Genomic DNA, 23,145 nt, shown 5'->3' on the forward strand with positions numbered 1-23,145 from the left:
TTGGCTCAGGGTCACCACTGGCCTGCAAAACTAACCAGCATCACTGCCCCAGGCGGCTGGAGAACTGCCCCACCACATCCACCACCCGCCTGGCCCCTTCCTGGATTTCCTCGATCACGCTTCCGGTCTGGTCCGCCAGCGCGCGGCCTTCTTCGGCCTGACGCTTGCTGGTGTCGATGATCGATACCGCAGCCTGGGCCAACTGCTCGTTTTGCTGCACCACACGGGCTATTTCCTCGGTAGCTGTACTGGTGCGCGAGGCCAGCTGACGCACCTCATCGGCCACCACCGCAAAGCCCCGCCCCTGCTCGCCAGCGCGGGCGGCTTCGATGGCGGCGTTGAGCGCCAGCAGGTTGGTCTGCCCGGCGATATCGCTGATGGTCTTGATGATCGAACCAATGACCCGCGACTGGGTGTCCAGCGCCTGGATACCTTCGGCAGCCTGAAGCATCGAGGCTTCCAGCCCGCGCATGACGCTGACGCTCTGCCCGACCACCTCGGTGGCCCGGCGGGCGCTGGTGTCCGTTTCCCGCGAGGTGTTGTAGGCAACGTCCGCCGCCTGGGCCACTGCTTGCTCCTGGTTCACCTGTTCGGTGATGACCGTGGCGAACTTGACCACTTTGTAGAGCTCATCGTGGGCGTTGAAGATCGGGTTGTAGGACGCTTCCAGCCAGATTACCCGGCCGTGAGCATCGATCCGCCGAAAGCGCTCGGCAATGTATTCACCGCGACGAAGCTTGTCCCAGAATGCCTGGTAGCCCGGTGCATTGACCTCGGCAGGTTCGCAGAACATACGGTGGTGCTTGCCACGGATTTGATCCAGCCGGTACCCCACTGCCGACAGGAAGCGTTCGTTGGCGGTCAGGATCATGCCATCGAGGTCGAACTCGATGACCGCCGTCGAGCGCATCAACGCCTTGATCAGGCTCTCGTGCTCGCGGGAGGTGACGATGGTGCGGGTCAGGTCGCTCGAATGCAGGGTGAAATACTTGATGCGCCCGTCGCTACCCTTCACAGGTTGCAGGATCGTACGCAGCCAGGCTTCCTGGCCGTCCCCGCGCAGCAGGCGAAACGCGCCATTGAAATGCTCGCCCCGGCTGATGGCATTTTTCATGCGCTGGTGAAAATCCAGCGACTTGACGTGGGCAGGCACGATGTCTTCGATGTTGCGCCCAAGCAATTGGTCGGCCCTATACAGCATCTCGGTTTCGAAATTGCCATTGACCAGTTCGATCCGACCGGCCGGATCGAGTTGCAGCACCAGCATTTCGCTGTCAAGGCTGCTCTTGATCTGGTCGATGATCATCAGTTCTTCACGCAACTGCCGGATTTCTTGCTTGAGCTTGTTGTTGAACATCACCGCTCTCCTGGAGCGTGGGGGCGAATGCAACTGCATCGGCGGGGAACTGCGCCTCTTGAGTGCAGCCGCGATGAATATTCGTGCGCGTCATCGGCCGTCGTGAGCCATGTATCATGCAGGCGTCACCTCGCCGTCATACCCCGGCAATGCAGCAAGTGGATAGTCAGTTCATGAACACACCTGCTCTGCACATCTGCCTGGTCAGCGACACCTTCGCCCCGCACATCAACGGCGTGGCCTGCATTCTTTTGAACCTGAGCGAAGGGCTGCGCCTGCGTGGCCATCAGGTCAGCGTCGTCCGCCCCCGCCAGCCAGGGGAGCAGGCTTCGAGCCACAACCCTGGCGTGAGACTGTGGCGCGACTGGCCACTGCCCGGCTACCCGGGGTTGCAACGCGGCGGGGTCTCCCTGCATACGCTAACAAGGCACTGGCGCCGGCAACGGCCTGATGTCATCTACATCGCCACTGAAGGCCCCGTGGGGCTGAGCGCATTGCGCACCGCTCGGCGGTTAGGGATCGCCGTTGTCAGCGGATTGCATACCCACGTTGCGCACCCTTCAGGGCAATACGGCATGGGCGTGGTAGCACGCCTGCTAAGCCTTTACCTGCGCTGGTTTCATCACCGGGCCGTCTTGACCCTCGTGCCCAGCTTGAACCAACAGCGTTGGCTCGAACGCCGCGGCTTCGAGCGGCTGGTGCACATGGAGCGCGGCGTAGATGCGGAGCTGTTCAACCCAGCTCGTCGCAGCCAGGCGCTGCGCGAACGCTGGGGGCTGGGCCACGATGATATCGCCGTCCTGCATGTGGGACGGTTGGCACCGGAGAAAAACCTGGGGCTTTTGCAAAGCTGTTTCGAAGCTCTGCAGCGGGCTCTGCCACAGCGAAGATTACGCCTGATCCTGGTGGGGGACGGGCCACTGCGGGGGAAGCTGCTGCAGCAGGTCCCCGAGGCTGTCTTATGCGGGGTCCAGCGAGGTGAACAACTGGCCGAGCACTATGCCAGCAGTGATCTGTTTCTGTTTCCGAGCCTGACCGAGACGTTTGGCAATGTGGTGCTCGAAGCCATGGCGTCAGGGTTGGCGGTGGTCGCTTATGACCAGGCAACGGCCGCGCAGCACATCGGCCATGGCCACAATGGTGCGCTGGCCATGCCAGGCGACGTGGCAGCATTCATCGATGCTGCTTGCTGGCTGCTGCAAGACAGCGAGACCCTGCGGCGGGTGAGGCTCAATGCGCGGCAGCATGCCAGCCATCAGGGGTGGTCGAAAATCGTCGATCAGTTCGAAGCGCACCTGCTCAGCGCCTCACTGAGCACTCATGGGCGCCAAGCTACCTCGATGCAGCCACTGCCGCCGCTGTGAAGCCACCGCCGCGGCCAAGGCGAGCACCCGGTGCGTGATTAGCCAAGGGCCTTCTCGATGGCCTGGACCACCGCAGGATCATCCGGCGCCGTGCGTGGGGAGAAGCGCGCCAATACCCGCCCGTCCTTGCCCACCAGGAATTTCTCGAAATTCCAGGTGATGTCCCCCGGAAACTCCGCGCCCTCGCCCGCCAGAAGGCGATACATCGAGTGACGCTGGGGCCCATTCACATCGAGCTTGGCGCTCAGCGGAAAGCTCACGCCATAGTTCACGCGGCAGAACGCCTGGATCTGCGCTTCGCTGCCCGGCTCCTGCCCTGCGAACTGATTGCAGGGCAGGCCAAGGACCGTGAAACCTTTGTCCTTGTACGTTTGGTAGAGCTGCTCAAGCGCCGCGTACTGAGGTGTCAGGCCGCACTTGGAGGCCACGTTGACCACCAGCACTACCTGCCCCTTGTACGGTTTCAAGGACAGATCGCCACCGTCAAGCGCGTTCAACTTCAGGTCGTGAAATGCACTCATGCTGTAATCCCCTTTTCAGGTCGCCGACGGCACCTGGGCAAATTGCGCCCACTAAAAAGGCGTTCGTTCAAGCCGTCGCCTTCCTTGGGAAGGCAGGGCGGCTTGCCCGAACGCCTGGCGACTTTCTGAGCTTAGCGCAGAAAGATCAGTGGTGATGGCCACCTTCACCGTGGATGTGACGGTGAGCAATTTCTTCTTCGCTGGCGTCACGCACGTTAACGACCTTGACCTGGAAGTTCAGGCGCTGGCCGGCCAGTGGGTGGTTGCCATCGACGGTCACGTCGTCGCCGTCCACGTCACGGATGGTCACGATCTGCATCTGGCCATCGGGGGCCGATGCGTGGAACTGCATGCCCACTTCCAGCTCGTCGACGCCTTCGAACAGGCTGCGGTTCAGGGTGCTGACCAGCTCGGCCAGGTATTCGCCGTAGGCGTCTTCAGGCTCGATGGAAACGGTCAGCTCGTCGCCGGCCTGCTTGCCTTCCAGGGCCTTTTCCAGGCCTGGGATGATGTTGCCGGCACCTTGCAGGTAAACCAGCGGCGCGCCACCGGCGGAGCTGTCGATGGTCTCCCCGGCGTCGTTAGTCAGGGTATAGTCGATGGAGACAGCCTTGTTGGCGGCGATCAGCATGGGGCAAGACCTTTTGCAAAAGAATGTAGAACGCACAAGTGTAACCAAGCCATCGCCCGATTGCGAACCTCGCCTGGATCCGCCCATGTCCATCAGTCGGATCATCGGTTTTTCCCAGGATGCCGAAGGCCACTGGTTCGTCCAGTTGAGCTGTGGCCACACCCAGCACCTGCGCCACGTGCCGCCCTGGCAACTGCGCCCTTGGGTGCTCGACCCCGAACAGCGTGCGCAGCGCATCGGCCAGGCGTTCCCGTGCGGTTGGTGCGCACAGGGTCCCGATAGCGCTACCCTTGATCGCTGATCCCTTGCACCGCTTATTTCGAGAAGCACGCATGCAGACTTTTTTCATCGCACCAACCGACTTTGGCGTCGGCCTTACGTCCATCAGCCTGGGCCTTGTGCGCACGCTGGAGCGCGCCGGCCTGAAAGTGGGCTTCTTCAAGCCTGTTGCCCAGCCCCACCCAGGCGACACCGGCCCGGAGCGCTCCACCGAGCTGATCGCACGTACCCATGGCATCATGCCGCCGACGCCGTTGAGCCTTGCCCAGGTCGAACGGATGCTGGGCGATGGCCAGCTGGACGAACTGCTCGAGTCGATCGTTCGCTTGTACCAGCAGGCGTGTGTGGGCAACGACGTGGTCGTGGTCGAGGGCATGGTCCCTACCCGTCACGCCAGCTACGCAGCACGCGTCAACCTGCACCTTGCCAAGAGCCTGGATGCCGAAGTGATCCTGGTATCTGCCGCCGAACAGGAAGTGCTCAGTGAACTGTCCGGCAGGGTCGAGCTACAGGCCCAGCTGTTCGGAGGTCCGCGCGACCCCAAGGTGCTGGGCGTGATTCTGAACAAGGTGCGCACCGACCAGAGCATGGAGCAATTCTCGACGCGCCTGCGTGAGCACTCGCCGCTGCTGCGCGGCGATGACTTCCGCTTGATCGGCTGCATTCCCTATCAACCAGAGCTCAACGCCCCGCGCACGCGCGATGTGGCAGAGCTGCTCGGGGCCCAGGTCCTCAATGCCGGTGACTACGAACAGCGGCGCATGACCAAGATCATCATCTGCGCCCGCACGGTGGCCAACACCGTGCCGCTGCTGACATCCGGGACCTTGGTGGTGACGCCCGGCGATCGCGACGACATCATCCTTGCCGTGAGCCTGGCAGCCATCAACGGCGTGCCGTTGGCAGGCCTGCTGCTGACCAGCGACAGCAAGCCCGATGCGCGTATTCTGGGGCTGTGCCGCGGAGCGCTGCAGGCCGGGTTGCCGATCCTGTCGGTCAGCACAGGGTCCTACGACACCGCAAACCAGCTCAATGCCCTGAACCGGGAAATCCCGGTCGATGACCGCGAGCGTGCCGAGTTCATCACCGACTTCGTGGCCAGCCACCTCGACGGTGCCTGGTTGAGCCAGCGCTGCGGTGCGCCGCGCGAGATGCGCCTGTCGCCAGCCGTGTTCCGCTATCAACTGATCCAGCGCGCGCAGCAGGCCAACAAACGTATCGTCCTGCCCGAAGGTGCCGAGCCGCTGCTGGTGCAGGCAGCGGCCATCTGCCAGGCTCGCGGCATTGCCCGCTGCGTGCTGCTCGCCAAGCCTGAAGCGGTCGATGCCGTGGCCCGCGCACAGGGCATCACCCTGCCCGAAGGGTTGGAAGTTTTGGACCCGGACCTGATCCGCCAGCGCTATGTCGAGCCCATGGTGGCGCTGCGCAAAAGCAAGAACCTCAACGCACCGATGGCCGAGCAACAGCTCGAAGACCCGGTGGTCATCGGCACCATGATGCTAGCCCTGGATGAAGTCGATGGCCTGGTCTCGGGCCTGGTGCACTCGACGGCCAACACCATCCGCCCTGCATTGCAGTTGATCAAGACCGCACCGGGCGCCAGCCTGGTCTCTTCGGTCTTCTTCATGTTGTTCCCGGACCAAGTGCTGGTCTACGGCGACTGCGTGATGAACCCCCACCCCAATGCCGCCGAACTCGCCGAGATCGCGCGCCAGAGCGCTGCATCGGCGCTCACCTTCGGTATCACGCCACGGGTAGCGATGATCAGCTATTCGAGCGATTCGGCAAGCGACGAGGAAGTGGAAAAGGTGCGCGAGGCCACACGCATGGCCAGGGATGGCGGCGAGCAACTGATGATCGACGGGCCGCTGCAATACGATGCGGCCGTGAACCCTGCCGTTGCACGCGACCTGGCGCCGGGCAGTCAGGTGGCCGGCCGCGCCACGGTGTTCGTGTTTCCGGACCTGAACACCGGCAATACCACGCACAAGGCGGTGCAGCGCAGCACCGACGGCGTGAGCCTAGGGCCCATGCTGCAGGGGCTGCGCAAGCCAGTGAACGATCTACCGCGCGGGGCGCAGGTCGATGACATCGTGCACACCATTGCCCTGACCGCCATCCAGGCGAGCGAAGTGCGCTGAATGCGGGGGGCCATCAAGCGCCCCCCCAACTCGGTCAGGGATACTGCTGAACCTGGCCTTGCTGCTGGTCGTATTGCTGGCCAGGGATAGGCTTGAGGTTCACTTCCACGCGGCGATTCTGCGCGCGGCCATTGGCATCGGCGTTGCTGGCGATGGGTTGATCCGGGCCCATGCCACGCACGGTGACCCGCGAGGCGTCCACACCCTGGGAGGTCAGGTAGCTGCTGACTGCCTGGGCACGGCGCTGGGACAGGTCCATGTTGTGCTGGCGGCTACCGGTGCTGTCGGTGAAGCCCACCACTTCGATGTTGTTCTGGTTGAACTGCTTGAACGAGCCGGCCAGGTTGTTCAACGGCGCGTAGAAACTTGGCGAGATGTTGGCCGAGTCAGTGGCGAAGGTGATGTTGCCGGGCATGATCAGTTTGATCTGATCGCCCTGGCGCTGAACCTCGACACCGGTGTTGGCCATTTTCGCGCGCAGTTCGGCTTCCTGCTTGTCGGCGTAGTAGCCGTAGCCGGCCGCCGCGGCGCCAATGGCCGCAGCACCGATCAGTGCGCCCTTGCCACGGTGGTTGTGATCGATCGCGGCGCCGGCCACGGCACCGGCCAGGGCACCCAGGCCACCGTACTTGGCGGTCTTGCTCATGCCGCCGCCATCTTGCCCCTGGTTCTCATAGGGGTTCTGCCCCGCACAGCCGGTCATCAGGGCAGCAGTGGTTGCGACGATAATCAGGCGACGCATGGTGAACATGGGCAAGCTCCTCGTATTGATCATGTAGGCCGTAGGTCTGGAACGGCTCTATGTCAGGCTTGGAGTGTCTTGCCGGGTGAAAATTCCGCACCCGCCTGCGCATTTCTGCACCGCCCTGCTCACTCCTCAGGGCAAGTACAACCGGAATAGGCCGCCTCCAAGCGCACCCCCGTTGGAGATGTCGATGCGACCCTGCACGCCGCCGCTTTCATGCAAGGCCGCAATACGCGCAGCGAAATACAAGCCAAGGCCCGTGCTACCACTGGTGGAGTCGATGCCCTGGATGTATTCCTGTTGCCGTTCGATCATGCGCGCCGGGTAGCCGGGCCCGTCATCGTTGATGCAGATGACCAGTTGGTTGTCTGCCTCTTCGATGGTAATCAGCAGGGCCTTTTCGGCGAACCGCGTGGCATTGGTGATGACGTTGGTCACCACCGAGGCCACCAGTTCGCGGTCGAAGAAGCCCAGGGGATTATCGGTATCGATGCGCCAGTTCGCCTCGATGGCATTGTGTTGCAGCACTTCTTCATGGGCCGCCAACTGCGCTTCGATGAAGTCGTCGAGTTCGTGGTAGTCCGGGCACACCGGCAGTTGATTAACGCCGAGCTTGTACAAGCCCAGCAACTGCACCAGCATGCCATTGAGGTGTCGGAACTCATGTTCCATCACCCCCTGTTCCGCGCCACCGCGCAGCTCTTCAGGCAAGCGCTGGACCCACTGGCTGTGGGACTGGATCAGTGCCGAGAGCGAATTTTTCAGGTCGTGCACGGTGGAGGCGATCACCGTGGAAAAATCCAGCCCCTGATTATCAAGATTCATGCGCCGAACACCCGGGTATGGAGTTTGCGGTAGCGGTCATAGCGATTATCGCTGGCGGGGATACCGGCCACGCTCGTCAAGGCGTCGCGGCACTCCTGCATGATCGCAGGCTGAGGATTCTCTCCGCCAATGCGCAGCAGCGCCTGGGCGGTATTGAGGGCGATACTGATGTTCCTGGGCTGCAGGCCCAACGCTTTACGGAACAGCTGCAACGCCTCGCCGAGCTGACCTCCCTGGTAACTGCGCACGCCCTGACGATTGAGCGTGACGGCTTCGGTAATGGCGTTCAGCACGCTGGGGTCATCCGTCAGCTGGCCTACTCGTTCCATGACCTTGGGGTCGTCGCCATAACTCTCCACACAGCTTCTGAGCACGCCGATGGCCGCGCCATCCTGCCCCGATGCCTGTAATTGCCGAGCAACGGTCAGGGCCGCATCGACCGAGAAGAACTGGTTCATCTTTTCCAGGCGCTGGACGGCCTGGTCCGTCAGCTTGGCAGCGGTCTCCGGGTCACCGGCCTGCTGCAGGCTGGCAGCTTTCATCATGCGGGCACGCACCTGAAGGCCCTGGTCTTCCGGGTTTTCCTTGGCCACCTCGCTGAGCGTGGTGTTGATCTCGACCCGGGTGCGCGCGTCCAGGCCAAAGCCTGCATTGCGGCTCATCAACGCCTGCACCAGGCCCAGGTTATTCTCGGCATCCTTGTAGCGTGAGCTCTGCCCTTGATTCACGGCATGCCGGAACGCCTTGGACGCGCTGTCGAAGTCTTCGTTGGCCAACGCCAGCTTGCCCAGCTTCGATTGGCGCCGAACCGATAACGGCGAGAGGCGCACGGCCTCCTCCAACAGCCCTTGGGCGCGCTTGGTTTCGCCTTGCGCCTCCAGCACATCGGCCATGCCATCGTAGAGACTGGGCATGATCGGGAAGGCCTTGAGCGCCTGCTCGTAGACGGCCTGGGCCTGGGCAAGCTGCCCGCGCTTGTGCATCAAGCTGCCCAATGCCGCGTACACCCAGGGCTGCGGGCGGCTGGCGAGAATGGCCTTGAGAAACTTCTCGAGTTCTTCGAAGCGGTTGAGGTTGCGCAGCGCATCGGCCCGGTAGCGCAGGCACAGCGGCGCCAGGCGCGGGTCGCGCTTGCACAGCTCGGCGCAGGCTGCCAGCACTTCACCAGGGCGATTGCGGTCCAGCGCCTGGAGGATCGGCTTTAGCAGTGCCTTGCGTTGGTAGAGTTTTTCCACCCGCTGGGCAAGGCCTACCCGGTTGAAGGGCTTGGTCAGGTAGGCGTCGGGCTCGTGCTCGATGGCGCTGAGCACAATGGCCTGGCTGCTTTCGGCGGTGACCATGATGAACACGCATTCGTGGCTGATGTGCTTGTCGATGATCAGGTCTTCGAGCACCTGCTGGCCGTTTTTCTTGCCATCGCCCAAGTGAAAGTCTTGCAGGATGCAGTCATAACGCTTCTGGGCGCACATGCGCAGCGCCTGCTCGCCACTGTCGGCGGTGTCCACGTCGCGAACGCCCAGCTCGCGCAGCATGGAGCGGGTCGACGTGCGAAAGTCGGTGAAGTCGTCAACAATCAGAAAACTCTTTTGCCCGAACTGCAGCATCAACACGACCTGCCCTGGAAGAAATGGAAAGATGGCACGAGGCGAACCACCGAACGCTGTATCGGCAGGCGGTCGGAAAAGATAAGCGAGGTGTACGCGCCACTTGCAAGATGGCATCAGGCCAGCATTTTAGCTACCCGCCGCACGCCCTGCCACTCTCACTCCAGCAAGCCAAGCGCCTTGGCCCTGGCCACGGCTTGGGTGCGGCGCTCGACCCCCAGCTTGCTGTTGATGTGGCTGGCGTGCGTCTTGACCGTGTGCAGCGAAATGAACAGCCGCTCGCTGATCTGCTGGTTCGACCAGCCCTGGGCGATCAGCTCCAGCACTGCCCGCTCGCGGCTACTGAGCGCATCAGCACTGGCGCTGGTGCATGGCAAGCCGGGCAGGCGCTCAAGCAACTGGGCCCTAACCGGACAGTTTTCGCTGCTCTGGACCTGATCGCGCAGCCACTGCGGGTAGCGTTGCAGCAGCTCCTGAAACGGCTGCAACACACCGCCCCTGGCCGCCTGCAGCAGTGTCGGCAGCAAGCGTGCTGCCTGCGCCTGATGCCCCTGATCCAGGTGCAAGGCGATCAAGGGGCACAAGGCGCTGACCATCAGCATCATGCCCCCACAACCCTGGCCGCGCTCGGCAAGCTGTTCAAGGTTGCGCGCCGCCTCTGCTTCACGCCCCTGAATGCGGTCGAGCGCGGCTTGCTGCAAAGCGACATGGCAGGGCAACAACGGGTGAAATTCGGGCGCCAGTGCCGCCTGCGCGCCGCCGTAGGTCTGCCCCAGGCGCGACAGCCAGGATTCGGCGAGATCCATGCGCCCTTGCGCGAGCCAGAGCTCGCATTTGACCAGGGTGATCATCGCCAGGTAGTACACCGGGGGCACATCCCAGATATGCATCAGACGTTCGGCTTCGGCGAGTTCCGTGAACGCCTCGGCAAAGCGCCCTTCCCGGCCGTCGAGCATGGCAATCACGCAATGACCGATGAGCACACTGATGTCGCGGCAGGCACGTGCCTCGCCCAGGCCACCACGCAGCCGAGCAAGCCCCTGCTCCGGGCACAGGTGTGCGACCAGCAGATACCCTTCGTACAAGGTCAGCCGCGCCCGGATCGCATACAACCGCTGTGCGGACAACCCGTGCAAACGCTGTAGCCCTTCGCGCACTTCGCCCAGTGCTCGCACAACCTCGCCTCGGGCGTGCAATACCCGGGCCCTGTCATAGTGGGCCAAGGCCTCGAACAATGGGTTGCCCACGCGCTGCGCCAGCTCCAGCGCTTCTCGGTTCCAACCGCGCGCACGCCAGAAGTCGCCCTCGGCGATTGCCAGGTTCGACAATGTCGACAGGCACACCAGGCGCTGGCCATACCGTTTGCAGGGCAGGCTCTGCAGTGCTTCGGTGCAGCAAGTCAGGGTGCGTTCACGATCGCCTCGGCCTCTGGCGATCACGCCGCTCAGTGCCAGCCACTGGGCGAGCATGGACTTCTGGGCAGTGGCAGAAGGCGCCGGCAGAAAGCGCCCCAGATGGCTTGCCAGTTCCTCGGCAGCGTCGAGCTGGCACGCCAGGCCAAGGGCCCAGCTGTACAACACGATCAGGCGCGGTGTGCTGACCAGCAGGCTGTCAGGCAGGTCCATTTTCCAACGCAGCAACATGGCGACGTTCTGCTCGGCCAGCAACTGCTCTTCGGACAGGCTTTGCACGAGGTCGGCCGCCGCGTTCAGGTCGCCCCCGCGCAACGCCTGCTCCACCGCCTCATCCAGCAAGCCTTGGGCCTGGAACCAGCAAGAGGCACGCAGGTGCCGCTCGGTCAAAGGCTCGCGTGCCTGGCGGCTGCGAAGCAGATCGGAGAACAGGTGGTGGTAGCGAAACCACCGGCCATGCTCATCCAGGGGCACCAGAAACACCTGGTGCGATTGCAGAAAATCCAGGATCGCGTTGCTGTCCTGTTGCAGCCGTACCGCGTCGCATAGAGGCGCGCAGAAGCGTTCCAGGCACGCCGTCTCGTCGAGAAAGCGCTGCACAGGCGCAGGCAGTATGTCGATCACTTCTTCGAGCAGATAATCGCGGATCAGGCCTTCGCCACCGTGCAACGCCTGGGGCAGAACGTTTTCATCGCTCGACTCGCTGGCGGCCAACTGCCAGAAACGCAGCCCGGCCACCCAGCCATCGCTGCGCTGGATGAGGTTGTCCAGCGCTTGGCCACGCAGGCCAGTGGGCCTGCGCCCCAGCACCGCCAGCGACTCCTCGGCGGTCAGTCGCAGGTCCTGCTCGTTCAGTTCGGCCAATTGCCGGCAGAGGCGAAGGCGTGCCAGGTGCCAGTCCGGGCGCTGACGACTGGTCACCAGCAACACAAGGCCTGCGGGCAAGTGGTTCAGGAAGAATTGCAGGCAGTGGTCCAGGACGGGCCCCTGGGCAAGGTGGTAGTCGTCCAGCACCACCAGCAAGGGCGACTCACTGCGCAGGTTCAGCGCCAACGCGTCAAGCACCGTGCCAAGCCACGGCTCGAACGCGAACGGCTGGTGGCGCTGGCGCATCTTCAACAGCGCCATCGCCTGCCCATCCATGGCTGGGCAGTGCTGCTGCAACCCGTCGAGCAGACGCTCCAGAAAGCGCCCGGGATCGGCATCTCGCTGGCTCAAGCCCAACCACAGCGTGCGCCAGTGGGCAGGCAGCGTCTCGCAGAACTCGATGGCCAGTGAACTCTTGCCGAAGCCCGCGGGCGCACTGATCAGCAGCAACCGCCCGCCCAGCCCGGCTTGCAGGCGCTGGCACAGACGCTGACGCGGGACATGGCCGTCGGGCAAGGGCGGTCGAAAGAAATGCTCGTCCATCAGGCCCACGGCCTGGCTGGTGCATCCATGCGTACGGGACAGATCTGTCATGGCCGGCTCGTTCTGGGTGGAAAAATACGGCGTAAGGGTGGTTGCGAGACTAGCGGTTAACGCCCTGCATTTGAAGTTGGCGGGGAGACTGCGTCGGAAAAAGACTACGACAAAAAGCAACAGCGCCGGTCGACGCAGGCTGGGATGGGGGCTTTGGCGGGGTATTCAGACGGTTTATCGCACCGGCCTGGCGCATCTACTGGGACTGGCACCCTTGCATGGGCGCGATGGGGCCACCGAGCGTGGCCCCATCATTTTATGGCTTCGCTGTCAGCGGATGCCCGACTGACGCAGGGCCGCAGGCTGGAAGTCGGCCTTGCTGGCAGTAAAGTTGAAGTTGTAGGCACGCTTTTCTTCGTTCTTCATGCCCAAGGCCAGGTAGCGCCCCGATTGCAGGTCATAGATGGCTTCCAGGGTGATCCATGGTACCTCGACGTTGTAGTACGGCTGCGAATGGGCTTCAGAGACGCGCCACAGCTGGTTGCGCCCGTCATACTGGTCGATCACGGCAGCTTGCCAGGTGTCTTCGTCGATGTAGAAATCACGCTTGGCGTAGATATGTCGCTGGCCGGGCTTGAGTGTGGCCACCACATGCCAGACGCGGCGCAGCTCGTAGCGGGCCAGGTCCTGGTTGATGTGCCCTGCCTTGATGATGTCGGCGTACTTGAGCTTCGGGTCGTCGAGCTTGAAGGCGTTGGAGGCGATGTACAGCTCCTTTTTACCTTCGAGCTTCCAGTCATAGCGGTCCGGAGCGCCGTTGAACATGTCCAGGTTATCGGAGGTGCGCAGGCCGTCGGCAGCCGTCCCCGGGCCGTCGTACGACACCTGCGGCGCCTGACGTACGCGGCGTTGGCCGGCGTTGTAGATCCATGCCTTGCGCGGTTCCTTGACCTGGTCGAGGGTTTCGTGAACGAGCAGCACGGTGCCTGCAAGGCGTGCCGGCGCGGTCACTTCCTGCTTGAAGTAGAACAGGATGTTGCCTGGATTGTTGGGGTCGTAGTCTTTCATCCGATCACGGAACACGAACTGATCAGAGAAAGACACCGGGTTGAAGGAACCATTCTGCTGCGGGGTCGCCTGGATGACCTGGCGGCTCACACTGCCACCGCGGTAGCGAGTGATGTGGTTCCAGATCACTTCCAGCCCATTCTGTGGGATGGGGAACGGCACTGCCGTGCGGAAGTTGTTCAGGCCGTTACCACCTTCCACCAGGGTTGCCTGGGTGGCGTTTTCCTTGATTGCAGCAAACACCTCGGCCGGTACCGTTGACCCACGGTGCGTCTTGTAGACAGGCAACTTGTAGGTGTCCGGGTAGCGCTTGAGCATGGCCATCTGGCCTGGAGACAGTTTGTCCTTGTACTGGTCGGCGTTCTGCGCGGTGATGGTGAACAGCGGTTGCTCGGTACCGTAGGGGTCGGCGAGGAAGCCTTTGCCATCGACGCTGCCGGCCGTCTTCGAAAGCGGCTGCCAGGGCCCGATGGAGCCATCGGCGTTGCCGGCCTTTTCTGCGCCCATCGGGGTCAGGGTGTTGCCCAATTTGGCCGCTTCGCCGGCCGGTACTGCCGCCATCACGCTGGTTGCCAGCAGGGACAGGCCCAGCACACCGGCTTGCAGCAGACTTCTGGTGTTGTTCATGTCGTGTCGTCCTGGATCCGTATGCTTAGAAGTTCACGCCGAAGCTGAGGGCGAGGAAGTCGCGGTCATCCACGGTGCTGTACTTGCCGTCGAAGAAATTGGTGTACGACAGGCTGGCGGTGTAGGTGTTCTGGTACTCGGCATCGAGCCCCAGGCTGACGGCCTTGCGGCCCTCCTCGAAGTTGCCGCCTGGGCCTGGCGAGTAACCGGAGACGTCATGAGACCAGGCCACGCTCGGCTTGAGGTTGACGCCTGCGAACACATCGTTGTAGTCCCAGATGACCCGGGCGCGGTAGCCCCACGAGGTGCTGGTGGTGTAGCCGTCGTTCTCGCACTTGCGGTTCAGGTTGGCCGTCGAGGCACCGGCACCTGCGCCAGCAATGGTGCTGGTGTTGAGCGCCTGGCAGGTATTGGCCCCACCGGTGGCGGGCAACGGGCCAGGGCCGAACACCGGATCGCGGCCGTAGCGTGTGTCGTAGGCGCTTTCCAGGCCGCCCACATGGGTCACGCCCAGCTCGCCTACCACGGTCATGCGGCTGGCGCCCATCACCTGGTCGAAGAAGTGGGTCAGGGTGGTCTGGAACTGAGTGACTTCCTTGCGCCGGTAGCCATGCAGGTCCTGACCAGGCACGCCATCGAGCAGCGACGCGTTGCTCAAGGCGCCGCCCAGCGGGCGCACACCGGCGAACAGGATGTCGGTGGTGTTGAGCTGCACAGGTGCGTTGGGGCGGTAGCTGATCTCACCGCTCCAGGCGGTGCCGGTGGGCAGCGTGGTGGAGAAGCTCAGGCCATACAGGCGAATGTCTTCGGGGTACTCGACGAAGTACTTGGAGTTGCCAGCCACGATCAACGGTGCCAGTGCACGCAACTGCGCTGGAAGGGTCGGGATGGCGGAGAAGACCGAAGGCGATGCGCCGGTTGCGCTGAAGATCGGCGCACGGCTGTGGTAGTTCATGAAGTAGGCGCCAAACTCGGTGTCCAGCGGTTCGAACATGTAGCGCATGGCCACACCGAACTGACCGCTGTCACGGGCATCGCGGTCGCCGCCACGGCGCACCATCACCCCTTCTTCGTTGATGTTGACGCCGCGGGTGGCCAGGAACTGGCGAGCGGCGGCAGGCACGGTACGGCTGCTGTTGAGCACGCGCAGGTTGTCGGTGCAGCCGTCGGCAATGATGTCTGGCTGTGAGAAGAAGGTGCCGCAGTTGTCGACGACGGTCTGGTCCCACTCGAGCTGGTAGAAGGCCTCGGCCGACAGGTTGTCGGTCAGGCTCTGGGACACATAGAACATGTTGACCGGAATCAGGCCTTCCTTGATCTCGGCCCCAGGCCGGCGAAACGCCGACACGTCGATCGGGTTGATGGCATTGATGCCGCTGCCGATGAAGGTGCTCTCGCCCCAGCTGACCACTTGCTTGCCCAGGCGCACCGAGCCCGGCTGATCGCCGATGGAGTAGTTGTGGTAGACGAAGGCGTCGAGCAGCTCGGCACCCGAGGACTTGGCCCCTTCCTTGCGGTTGGAGTCGCTGATGTCCTTGAACCGCCGGCCCTCGTCCTTGAGTTCGAAGTCGTACCAGTACTTGCCGCGCACGAAGATGCCGGTATCGCCGTACTTGAGCTCCAGGTCGTGGATGCCCTTGAAGATCTTGGAGAAGGTCTCGCCCTTCTTGAAGTTGAGGTGGCCGTCGTCGGACGTTTGCGAAAGGCCCTTGCCGCCGTTGTTGACCCCGATCAGGTTGCGGTTGGGGTTGGCCGTGGACCAACTGGCGCCGATGGAGAGCGACGAGTCGAACTGGCCTTCGATTTCACCGATGTTGAAACTGACCGCGAAAGCGGGACTGGCAAGGGTGGACGCCAGGCTTACAGCCATGGGCAACCTGGCCCTGCGCCAGAACGGGTTTGCAGATTTCATCGACGCTACTCCATGTTCTTTTTTGTTATGGCAGTGGTGCTTCAAGGAACGGCCCGAACGACCGGTGTGCAAGCCTGCGCCTGCTCACCCTCCCCTCCCGAAAGCCCCTGGCCCCGACTATAGCCAGCAAGGCACAGGCGCTCGATCCCTCTAAAGTGTGATTTGCGCTCCGTGCCGCCAGGGCGGTGCTGTGTGCTCCGACTGCGCCCCGGCCGTGCCGAAGAATGGCGCATTTGCGCAATTTGGCAAGCACTGCACCGCTCTGGCATGCGGGTTGGCCCGGGACAGATTGCCGCATGCCCGCTTTCACAGGGTGGACAGGAAGGCACTGTTACCGGCCTGCCACTCGATAATGTCCTGGCGGATGCGTTTCTTGTCGAGCTTGCCGACACTGGTCTTGGGAATTTCAGTAACAAGGGCGACCTGACTGGGGATGGCCCACTTGTTGATGCGCCCTTGCTCCACGAACGGCTTGAGGTGCTCCTTGAGTGCCTTGGCGTCGATCGCCTGGCCTTCGCGCACCACTACCAGGGCAAAGGGGCGCTCGCCCCACTGCGGGTCGGCAGCCCCGACCACCGCCACTTCCCGCACAGCCGGATGCGCGCTGATCATGTCTTCCAAATCCAGCGAAGACAGCCATTCGCCGCCGGTCTTGATCACATCCTTGATGCGATCGCGGATGTCGATGAAACCCATGCTGTCGAGCGTGGCGACGTCGCCGGTGTGCAGCCAGCCGTTCTCCCACAAGGCCTGGCTCTTTTCCGGCTCTTTGAAATAGCCCTGCGTCAACCATGGCGCGCGCAGCACCAGTTCACCCTGGCTTTCACCGTCGGCGGGCAGGAAACGCCCTTGTGCATCGATGATGGCCGCCTCCACCAGCGGCACCGGTACACCGGCCTTGATGCGGTAACTGATGCGCTCATCTTCGGTGCCGGCCTGCAGCTCGTCGTTGAGGTGCGCGGCACTGATCAACGGGCACGTCTCGGACATGCCATAGGCCGCTGTCAGCTGAATGCCGCGGGCGTAGGCCGCATCGTAGAGCGAACGGTTCAGCGCACTGCCGCCGATGATGATTTTCCAACCGCCGAAATCCACACCTTTGCCGTGAGGGCAGTTGAGCAGCATCTGCAGGATGGTGGGCACGCAGTGGGAGAAGGTGACCCGCTCTTCGCGCCACAGCTTGAGCAGCATCTCGGGCTCGTAACGCCCCGGGTACACCTGCTTGACGCCCAGCATGGTCGCAACGTACGGAATACCCCAGGCATGTACGTGGAACATGGGGGTGATGGGCATGTACACGTCATCGCTACCCAGCAGCCGCACACTGTCAATGCTGCCCATGACCGAGGCTTCGGCCAGCGTATGCAGGACCAGTTGCCGATGGGTGAAATACACCCCCTTGGGGTTGCCCGTGGTGCCTGTGGTGTAGAAGGTGGTGGCGACCGAGTGTTCGTCGAAGTCGGGGAAATCGTACTGCGTGCTCGCGCCAGCCAACAGCTGTTCATACTCGCCGACCAGGTTAGGCAAGGCCGCCTGGGTGTCCGCCCCATCGGTCAGCAGCACGGTGCGCTCGACCGTGGTCAGCTGGCCGGCAATGGACTGGTACAACTCGATGAAGTCGCTGTTGACCAGCACCAGCCGGTCTTCGGCATGATTCATGGTGTAAAGAATCTGGTCGGGCGAGAGGCGCACGTTGATGGTATGCACCACCGCCCCGATCATCGGGATGGCGAACATACACTCAAGGTAGCGGTGGCTGTCCCAGTCCATCACTGCCACGGTATCACCGGCCTTGACCCCAGCTTCGCTCAGCACGTTGGCCAACTGCGCGATGCGCTGGTTCAACTGGGCGTAGGTCAGCCGCACCTGGTCCCGGTAGACGATCTCACGGGTTTTTTCGTAGCGGCTGGCCGACATCAGCAGGCGTTTGATCAGCAGGGGGTAGGCATAGGCGTCGTCGGCTGGCTTGAGGAGACGGGTCTGCAGCATAAATATCCCTTTTATTGAGGCGAGGGCTTGCAAGGCGTGGCGTCACTGTAGTGTGCGACTGCGCCGGTCAAATCAGCCGAAGGAATGATTTGGCCAATGCAGCCTGAGGCGCCAGGCGTTGACGGGCGGCAAGCAGGGGCTGGACACTGGCCCACAGGCGTCAACCAGACCTTCATCCCCCCTTCTCTGTAACCGGAGCCCATCTATGCCCAGCTCGCGCCACGCCGTTTTTCTCGACCACGACTCCCTGGACCTGGGCGACCTGGACCTGACACCGCTGCATCAGTCGTTCGATTCACTGGCGCTGTTCGCTGCCACGACGCCAGAACAGGTGGCGGAACGTCTTCAAGGTGCTGTTGCGGTGATCAGTAACAAGGTGGTGCTCGACGCCGCCTGCCTCGAAGCGAACCCACAGCTCAAGCTGATCCTGGTGGCCGCCACCGGCAACAACAACGTCGACCTGGCTGCCGCACGGGCGCAAGGCATCACGGTCTGCAACTGCCAGGGCTACGGCACACCTTCGGTGGCCCAGCACACCCTGGGCCTGCTGCTGGCGCTGGCCACGCGCCTGTGTGATTACAACCAGGCGGTGGCCGAGGGGCGATGGGCCAAAGCTAGCCAGTTCTGCCTGTTGGACTATCCAATCGTCGAGCTGGAGGGCAAGACCCTCGGCTTGCTGGGCCATGGCGAACTGGGCGGTGCAGTGGCGCGCCTGGCCGAAGCCTTCGGCATGCGCGTGCTGAGCGGGCAGATTCCAGGCCGGCCGAGCCGTGCCGACCGCCTGCCCCTGGATGAACTGCTGCCACAGGTCGACGCCCTGACCTTGCATTGCCCCCTGAATGAGCACACCCGGCACATGATCGGCGAGCGCGAGCTGGCCTTGCTCAAGCCCGGTGCACTGGTGGTCAATACCGCCCGTGGCGGGCTGATCGATGAACAGGCGCTGGCCGATGCATTGCGCAGCGGCCACCTGGGCGGGGCTGCAACCGACGTATTGAGCGTCGAGCCTCCGGTTGACGGCAACCCCCTGCTCGAACCTGGCATCGAGCGCCTGATCGTTACCCCTCACAGCGCCTGGGGCGCGGTCGAGGCGCGCCAGCGGATCGTGGGCCAACTGGCGGAAAACGCCCAGGCGTACTTTGCCGGGCAGGCACGCCGCGTGGTCGGCTGAGGCGCAAGCGCGGCTCTGCTACACTGCGCGATTTTTCGGAGGCGTCGTCCATGGACCCGCGCAGTGAAGTGTTGCTCCGCCAGGCAGAGCTGTTCCAGGGCCCGCTGCTGATTGCAGGGGCCCCAGCCGATGGCCTGTTGGCTCAACTGCCCCAGGCTCATGCCTGGACCTGGCACGCAGGCGATCACGCCCTGCTCGAAAGCCGCTTTGCCGGCCGCTGCCATTGCGCGGTGGAGCCTCCAGCGGTGGACGTGCCCACTGCCGTGCTGTTTCTTCCCAAGTCGCGCGAGCTGGCGGCCTACCTGCTCACCACCCTGGCCGCACGCCTGCAAGGCGGCACGTTGTACGTGGTGGGTGAAAAGCGCGGGGGGATCGAAAGCGTCGCACGGCACCTCCAGGCATTGGGCAAGCCGCGCAAACTCGACAGCGCCCGGCACTGCCAACTGTGGCAAGTCAGCATCGAGCAGGCGCCGGAGGCAGTCGCGCTGCACACGTTGGCCAAGCAGTTCGAGCTGGCTCTGCCAGAGGGTCCCTTGCAGGTGGTGAGCCTGCCTGGGGTCTTCAGCCACGGCCGCCTCGACCGAGGCACGGCGGTGCTGCTGCGCCACCTGGAGGCGCTGCCCGAAGGTCATGTGCTGGACTTCGGCTGCGGCGCTGGCGTGCTGGGGACGGCAGTGAAACGGCGCTACCCAGACAGCCGGGTAACGATGCTCGATGTGGATGCCTTCGCCGTGGCCGCCAGCCGTCTGACCCTGGCGGCCAACGGCCTGGAAGCCGACGTCGTGCAAGGTGACGGTATCGATGCAGCACCTTTGGACCTGGACGTGATACTGAGCAACCCACCGTTTCACACCGGGGTCCATACCGATTACCAAGCATCGGAGAAATTGCTGCAAAAATCTGCCGTTCATCTGCGAAAAGGCGGCCAAATACGCTTGGTAGCCAACACCTTCCTGCGCTACAAACCGATCATCGAAGCAGCGTTGGGCAACTGTCAGGTCCTGGAGGAAGCCGACGGGTTCAGGATCTACCAGGCAACACGCTGATAAAAACAGCGCTTGCCGAAACCGTTTCGCCTAGGCAGAATCCGCACCGTCCTAGGGGAGTAGTCTCCCGCGAGCGCCACGCTCGCCCGGTACGCGTCAACATACTTGGTCCACAGACCATGGCGCGTGCGACCCACCATGCAAACCTGCATGGCCAGGCCTGCACAGACAGGCCCGGGGTTTGACAAGACCTATGACACGCACACCTTACCCGGGGCGGGGAGGTCGTACGTGTCATAGCCGTGTCGACCCGCCCCCGTAGGAATCCTGATGCTGGAATCTCTGCTGGTCCCCACCGCAATCGTTGCCCTGGCCGAAATCGGCGACAAGACGCAGCTGCTCGCGCTCATCCTCGCTGCCCGCTTTCGCAAGCCCTGGCCCATCATTGCCGGCATCGTCGCGGCCACGCTGGCCAACCATGCCGCAGCAGGTGCCGTGGGCGCCTGGTTCGGCAGTTTCTTCAGCGACGCTGCGCTGCATTGGATCCTGGCCGCCAGCTTCACCGCCACGGCCCTGTGGACGCTGGTGCCGGACAAAATGGACGACGACGAAAACCCTGCGCGCCGCTTCGGGCCGTTCCTGACCACGCTGATCGCGTTCTTCCTTGCCGAGATCGGGGACAAGACCCAGGTCGCCACGGTCATGCTGGCTGCGCAGTACCCACACCTGATCATGGTCATCGTCGGTACCACGCTGGGCATGCTGATCGCCAACGTGCCCGTGGTGCTGGCGGGTAATTTCGCCGCCGACAAACTGCCGCTGACGCTGATTCGCCGCCTGGCGGCCGCCGCGTTCTTCGTGCTCGCGATCGTTGCGGTCTACACGGCCATGAAGGCCAGCGGTTGGGTGGGTTGACGCACCGGCGGGCAGACCGGCGCCTTCATGGCGCCAGCTTGCCCACTTGCAGCCGGCCTCAGGGCTTGGCCGCTGCCTGATACAGTGGCATGACTTTGGGAATGGCTGCCTGCAAGGCGGCAATACGGCTGGCCGAGGCCGGGTGCGTACTCATGAACTCCGGTGGCGCCCCTTCCGAGGCCTTGCTCATCTTGTTCCACAGGGTAATGGCCGCGTTCGGGTCGTAGCCTGCACGTGCCGAGAGCTCAAGACCGATCAGGTCTGCTTCGTTCTCGTTGGCCCGGCTGTTGGGCAAGGTCATGGCGTAGTTCACCACGGTGTCGGCCAGCGCCATGCTGTCCTGACCCAGGCCGAAGATGGCGCCGGCCCCCTGGCGCGCCATTTCCACGCCGTAGGCCTTGGACATGGCTTCACGGCTGTGCTCGCGCAAGGCGTGGGCGATTTCGTGACCCACGACGGCCGCGATCTCGGCGTCGTTGAGCTTGAGCTGATCGATCAGGCCCGTGTAGACGATGATCTTGCCGCCTGGTCCGCAGTTGGCATTGAGCTCATCGCTCTTGATCACGTTGACCTCCCACTTCCACTGCGCAGCGTCCGGCCGGAACTGGGGCGCTTGGGCAATCAATCGGTTGGCAATGGCCTGTACGCGCCTGGCATCGGCACTGGATTTGTCGAGCAAGCCTTTGCTGGACGCCTCGCCCAGGGTCTGTTGGTACGACTGGGCGTACATCGTGTTGACCTCGTCCGGCGACAGCATGCTGAACATGTACTGCTTGCGCTCAACGCCCACTGCACCGCCGCTGGTGGTGTTCACCCCTTGGCAGCCGGCGAGCAGGATGCCAGCGCTCAATAGGCTGATGACAAAAGACTTACGCATGGAAACACTCCTTTTTACATGCGCCGTATCCTAGGATGACTCATGGGTAGGCCGCCATAGCCGCAGGGAAGATTTTGCACACCCGTGCCCTCTGCGCGGCGCGCCACAAAGCATGGACAGGCACTCAGGCCGGGGTGAGGCACTCGGGAGCGTCCAGTTTCGGGTCGTTCACGAAAGGCGCCAGTGCCCGCTCGCGCAACGTCACCGAGGGGCTGGCCAGCAATTCCTGCAAACGGATCAGCGGCGTTTGCGGATCCAGCCAGGCAGCCTGCCCTGCCTCATCCAGAATCAGGGGCCTGCGTTGGTTCATCGCCGCCTGGGTGACCACGGCGCAACTGAGCCAGACCTGCTCCTGTACGGCATAAGCCTCCCACACAGCGGCGAAATACAGCGATGCCCCCTCCCCCGGGGTCAGCCAGAAGGGCCGTTTGCGCACACTGCCCCGCCACTCATAGAACCCGTTGGCCGGTATCAGGCAGCGTCGTTGGCGAAACGCTTCGCGAAACATCGGCTGCTCGGCCAGCGTTTCGGCGCGGGCGTGCGCAGGAGTGCGGGAAAGGTCGGTGAGCCACGGCGGCGTCAGCCCCCAGCGTGCCTTGGCCACTTGCAGCTGCCCATCCAGCTGGCGCTGGATAAGGACAGTATTGCCGGGCGAAATATTCCACTGGGCGGGTTGCCCGGCGGGAAAGCCAGGCAGGTTGGCCAATGCCTGGGACCAGCGGAACAGGGCGTAACGTCCACACATGAGGTAATTCTGAACCTAGCAGATCAAGGTACCGGGGAAGCTCTCCGGCTCGTCGCCAACCAGTGGCTGGGCGTCATTGTACGCATCGATCAACTGCCGTGCGTATTCGGCCTGCTCATCGGCCACCGACAAGCCCAGCAGACCGTGCAGAGGCAATTCGCCGGTCGCCCCGACAAGATCGCGGCCCACCAGGTGCGCCTGCACCCCTTCGCTGGCAAGCATACCGGCCAGCATCTCAGCCTCGAGCAGGCTTTCAGGTTCGTAGATACGCCTCATCACGCATCGTCCTCACGTCTGACATCGAGCATCCATTCGTCGTCATGCACCTGCAGCACGAACACGATCGGCCGGCAGCACACCTGACAGTCTTCGGTGTAGACCTGATCGCCGCCGGACAGATCGACGTAGGTTTCCACCCGTTCGCCACAATAAGGGCAATCGTAGAACTCTGTTTCCAGCATCAGGGCCTCCACGACGAGTTATGCGTATAATTGCCGCTCTGTTTACAGGGCCACGTGCGTCCGAGCCGTTTTTCGGAGCCTGCCCGTACTTCATTATTACCCTAGCCGTTTCCA

General features: G+C 63.1%; 20 protein-coding genes, 1 pseudogene and 1 riboswitch. Of the genes and pseudogenes, 6 read left to right on the forward strand and 15 right to left on the reverse strand.

Annotated elements, in window-relative coordinates:
- Nucleotides 1-40 precede the first annotated feature (40 nt).
- Both PFU01S_RS22995 and PFU01S_RS23000 read right to left on the reverse strand, forming a co-directional pair.
- Entirely contained in the window at nucleotides 41-586 is a 546-nt protein-coding gene (locus PFU01S_RS22995) for a methyl-accepting chemotaxis protein (RefSeq protein WP_371920344.1), read from the reverse strand.
- A pseudogene (locus PFU01S_RS23000) lies at nucleotides 581-1,396 on the reverse strand (PAS domain-containing protein); the annotation flags it as partial. The gene PFU01S_RS22995 and the pseudogene PFU01S_RS23000, both read right to left, overlap by 6 nt.
- Before the next feature lie 134 nt (nucleotides 1,397-1,530).
- Between PFU01S_RS23000 and PFU01S_RS19925 the strand changes: the two are divergent.
- Entirely contained in the window at nucleotides 1,531-2,721 is a 1,191-nt protein-coding gene (locus PFU01S_RS19925) for a glycosyltransferase family 4 protein (protein ID WP_028688114.1), read from the forward strand.
- A 38-nt stretch (nucleotides 2,722-2,759) separates the two neighbouring features.
- Here PFU01S_RS19925 and PFU01S_RS19930 read toward each other — a convergent pair whose 3' ends face one another.
- Nucleotides 2,760-3,242: a glutathione peroxidase gene (locus tag PFU01S_RS19930; protein ID WP_027916592.1), complete on the reverse strand. Its 483-nt coding sequence runs from the start codon at nucleotides 3,240-3,242 to the stop codon at nucleotides 2,760-2,762.
- Nucleotides 3,243-3,387: 145 nt separating this feature from the next.
- Nucleotides 3,388-3,873, reverse strand: a complete 486-nt coding sequence (locus PFU01S_RS19935; RefSeq protein WP_027916593.1) for an FKBP-type peptidyl-prolyl cis-trans isomerase — start codon at nucleotides 3,871-3,873, stop codon at nucleotides 3,388-3,390.
- On the opposite strand from PFU01S_RS19935, the gene PFU01S_RS19940 reads away from it, so the two are divergent.
- Together PFU01S_RS19940 and pta are read left to right on the forward strand one after the other, a co-directional pair.
- Nucleotides 3,872-4,174 carry a DUF3565 domain-containing protein gene (locus PFU01S_RS19940; RefSeq protein WP_027916594.1) on the forward strand — a complete coding sequence of 101 codons (303 nt, stop codon included), beginning with the start codon at nucleotides 3,872-3,874 and terminating at the stop codon, nucleotides 4,172-4,174. The genes PFU01S_RS19935 and PFU01S_RS19940 overlap by 2 nt on opposite strands.
- Nucleotides 4,175-4,205: 31 nt before the next feature.
- Nucleotides 4,206-6,293: a phosphate acetyltransferase gene (gene pta, locus PFU01S_RS19945; RefSeq protein ID WP_027916595.1), complete on the forward strand. Its 2,088-nt coding sequence runs from the start codon at nucleotides 4,206-4,208 to the stop codon at nucleotides 6,291-6,293.
- A gap of 34 nt (nucleotides 6,294-6,327) precedes the next feature.
- Here the strand turns inward: pta and PFU01S_RS19950 are convergent, their stop codons facing one another.
- The 7 genes from PFU01S_RS19950 to PFU01S_RS19980 form a co-directional block, all read right to left on the reverse strand.
- The gene (locus tag PFU01S_RS19950; protein ID WP_028688113.1) at nucleotides 6,328-7,044 is read right to left on the reverse strand and encodes a YiaD family glycine zipper/OmpA-like lipoprotein; all 717 of its coding nucleotides are present in this window, start codon (nucleotides 7,042-7,044) and stop codon (nucleotides 6,328-6,330) included.
- Nucleotides 7,045-7,170: 126 nt separating this feature from the next.
- On the reverse strand, nucleotides 7,171-7,863 hold the full coding sequence (locus tag PFU01S_RS19955) for a sensor histidine kinase (RefSeq protein ID WP_027916597.1): 693 nt from the start codon (nucleotides 7,861-7,863) through the stop codon (nucleotides 7,171-7,173).
- Nucleotides 7,860-9,467: a tetratricopeptide repeat-containing response regulator gene (locus tag PFU01S_RS19960; protein WP_028688112.1), complete on the reverse strand. Its 1,608-nt coding sequence runs from the start codon at nucleotides 9,465-9,467 to the stop codon at nucleotides 7,860-7,862. Before PFU01S_RS19960 ends, PFU01S_RS19955 begins: the two co-directional genes overlap by 4 nt.
- 158 nt (nucleotides 9,468-9,625) lie before the next feature.
- Nucleotides 9,626-12,340 carry a winged helix-turn-helix domain-containing protein gene (locus PFU01S_RS19965; protein ID WP_028688111.1) on the reverse strand — a complete coding sequence of 905 codons (2,715 nt, stop codon included), beginning with the start codon at nucleotides 12,338-12,340 and terminating at the stop codon, nucleotides 9,626-9,628.
- A 270-nt stretch (nucleotides 12,341-12,610) separates the two neighbouring features.
- The gene (locus tag PFU01S_RS19970) at nucleotides 12,611-13,975 is read right to left on the reverse strand and encodes a DUF1329 domain-containing protein (protein ID WP_027916600.1); all 1,365 of its coding nucleotides are present in this window, start codon (nucleotides 13,973-13,975) and stop codon (nucleotides 12,611-12,613) included.
- A gap of 25 nt (nucleotides 13,976-14,000) precedes the next feature.
- Complete coding sequence (locus PFU01S_RS19975; RefSeq protein ID WP_028688110.1) at nucleotides 14,001-15,887, reverse strand: DUF1302 domain-containing protein; 1,887 nt, start codon at nucleotides 15,885-15,887, stop codon at nucleotides 14,001-14,003.
- 306 nt (nucleotides 15,888-16,193) lie between these two features.
- Nucleotides 16,194-17,876: a fatty acid--CoA ligase gene (locus PFU01S_RS19980; RefSeq protein WP_027916602.1), complete on the reverse strand. Its 1,683-nt coding sequence runs from the start codon at nucleotides 17,874-17,876 to the stop codon at nucleotides 16,194-16,196.
- A gap of 205 nt (nucleotides 17,877-18,081) precedes the next feature.
- Between PFU01S_RS19980 and PFU01S_RS19985 the strand changes: the two genes are divergently transcribed.
- The 3 genes from PFU01S_RS19985 to PFU01S_RS19995 all read left to right on the forward strand — a co-directional run bounded on the left by PFU01S_RS19985 (nucleotide 18,082) and on the right by PFU01S_RS19995 (nucleotide 20,948).
- Nucleotides 18,082-19,047 (forward strand): 2-hydroxyacid dehydrogenase, encoded by a 966-nt coding sequence (locus PFU01S_RS19985; protein ID WP_028688109.1) that lies wholly within the window; start codon nucleotides 18,082-18,084, stop codon nucleotides 19,045-19,047.
- Between the two features lie 50 nt (nucleotides 19,048-19,097).
- On the forward strand, nucleotides 19,098-20,093 hold the full coding sequence (locus PFU01S_RS19990) for a methyltransferase (protein WP_028688108.1): 996 nt from the start codon (nucleotides 19,098-19,100) through the stop codon (nucleotides 20,091-20,093).
- 42 nt (nucleotides 20,094-20,135) lie between these two features.
- Nucleotides 20,136-20,276: riboswitch (yybP-ykoY riboswitch) on the forward strand.
- A gap of 87 nt (nucleotides 20,277-20,363) precedes the next feature.
- On the forward strand, nucleotides 20,364-20,948 hold the full coding sequence (locus PFU01S_RS19995; RefSeq protein WP_023534668.1) for a TMEM165/GDT1 family protein: 585 nt from the start codon (nucleotides 20,364-20,366) through the stop codon (nucleotides 20,946-20,948).
- A 58-nt stretch (nucleotides 20,949-21,006) separates the two neighbouring features.
- Here the strand turns inward: PFU01S_RS19995 and PFU01S_RS20000 are convergent, their stop codons facing one another.
- The 4 genes from PFU01S_RS20000 to PFU01S_RS20015 all read right to left on the reverse strand — a co-directional run bounded on the left by PFU01S_RS20000 (nucleotide 21,007) and on the right by PFU01S_RS20015 (nucleotide 23,031).
- A complete protein-coding gene (locus PFU01S_RS20000) occupies nucleotides 21,007-21,825 on the reverse strand; it encodes a M48 family metallopeptidase (protein WP_023534677.1) in 819 nt (272 codons plus the stop codon).
- 124 nt (nucleotides 21,826-21,949) lie between these two features.
- Nucleotides 21,950-22,570, reverse strand: a complete 621-nt coding sequence (locus tag PFU01S_RS20005) for an SOS response-associated peptidase (RefSeq protein ID WP_027916605.1) — start codon at nucleotides 22,568-22,570, stop codon at nucleotides 21,950-21,952.
- 15 nt (nucleotides 22,571-22,585) lie between these two features.
- Complete coding sequence (locus tag PFU01S_RS20010) at nucleotides 22,586-22,846, reverse strand: putative signal transducing protein (RefSeq protein WP_027916606.1); 261 nt, start codon at nucleotides 22,844-22,846, stop codon at nucleotides 22,586-22,588.
- Entirely contained in the window at nucleotides 22,846-23,031 is a 186-nt protein-coding gene (locus PFU01S_RS20015) for a CPXCG motif-containing cysteine-rich protein (protein WP_023534664.1), read from the reverse strand. The genes PFU01S_RS20010 and PFU01S_RS20015 overlap by 1 nt, the downstream gene beginning before the upstream one ends.
- Nucleotides 23,032-23,145: the final 114 nt, after the last annotated feature.

The organism is Pseudomonas fulva NBRC 16637 = DSM 17717 (genome assembly GCF_000730565.1).
Lineage (GTDB): Bacteria > Pseudomonadota > Gammaproteobacteria > Pseudomonadales > Pseudomonadaceae > Aquipseudomonas > Aquipseudomonas fulva.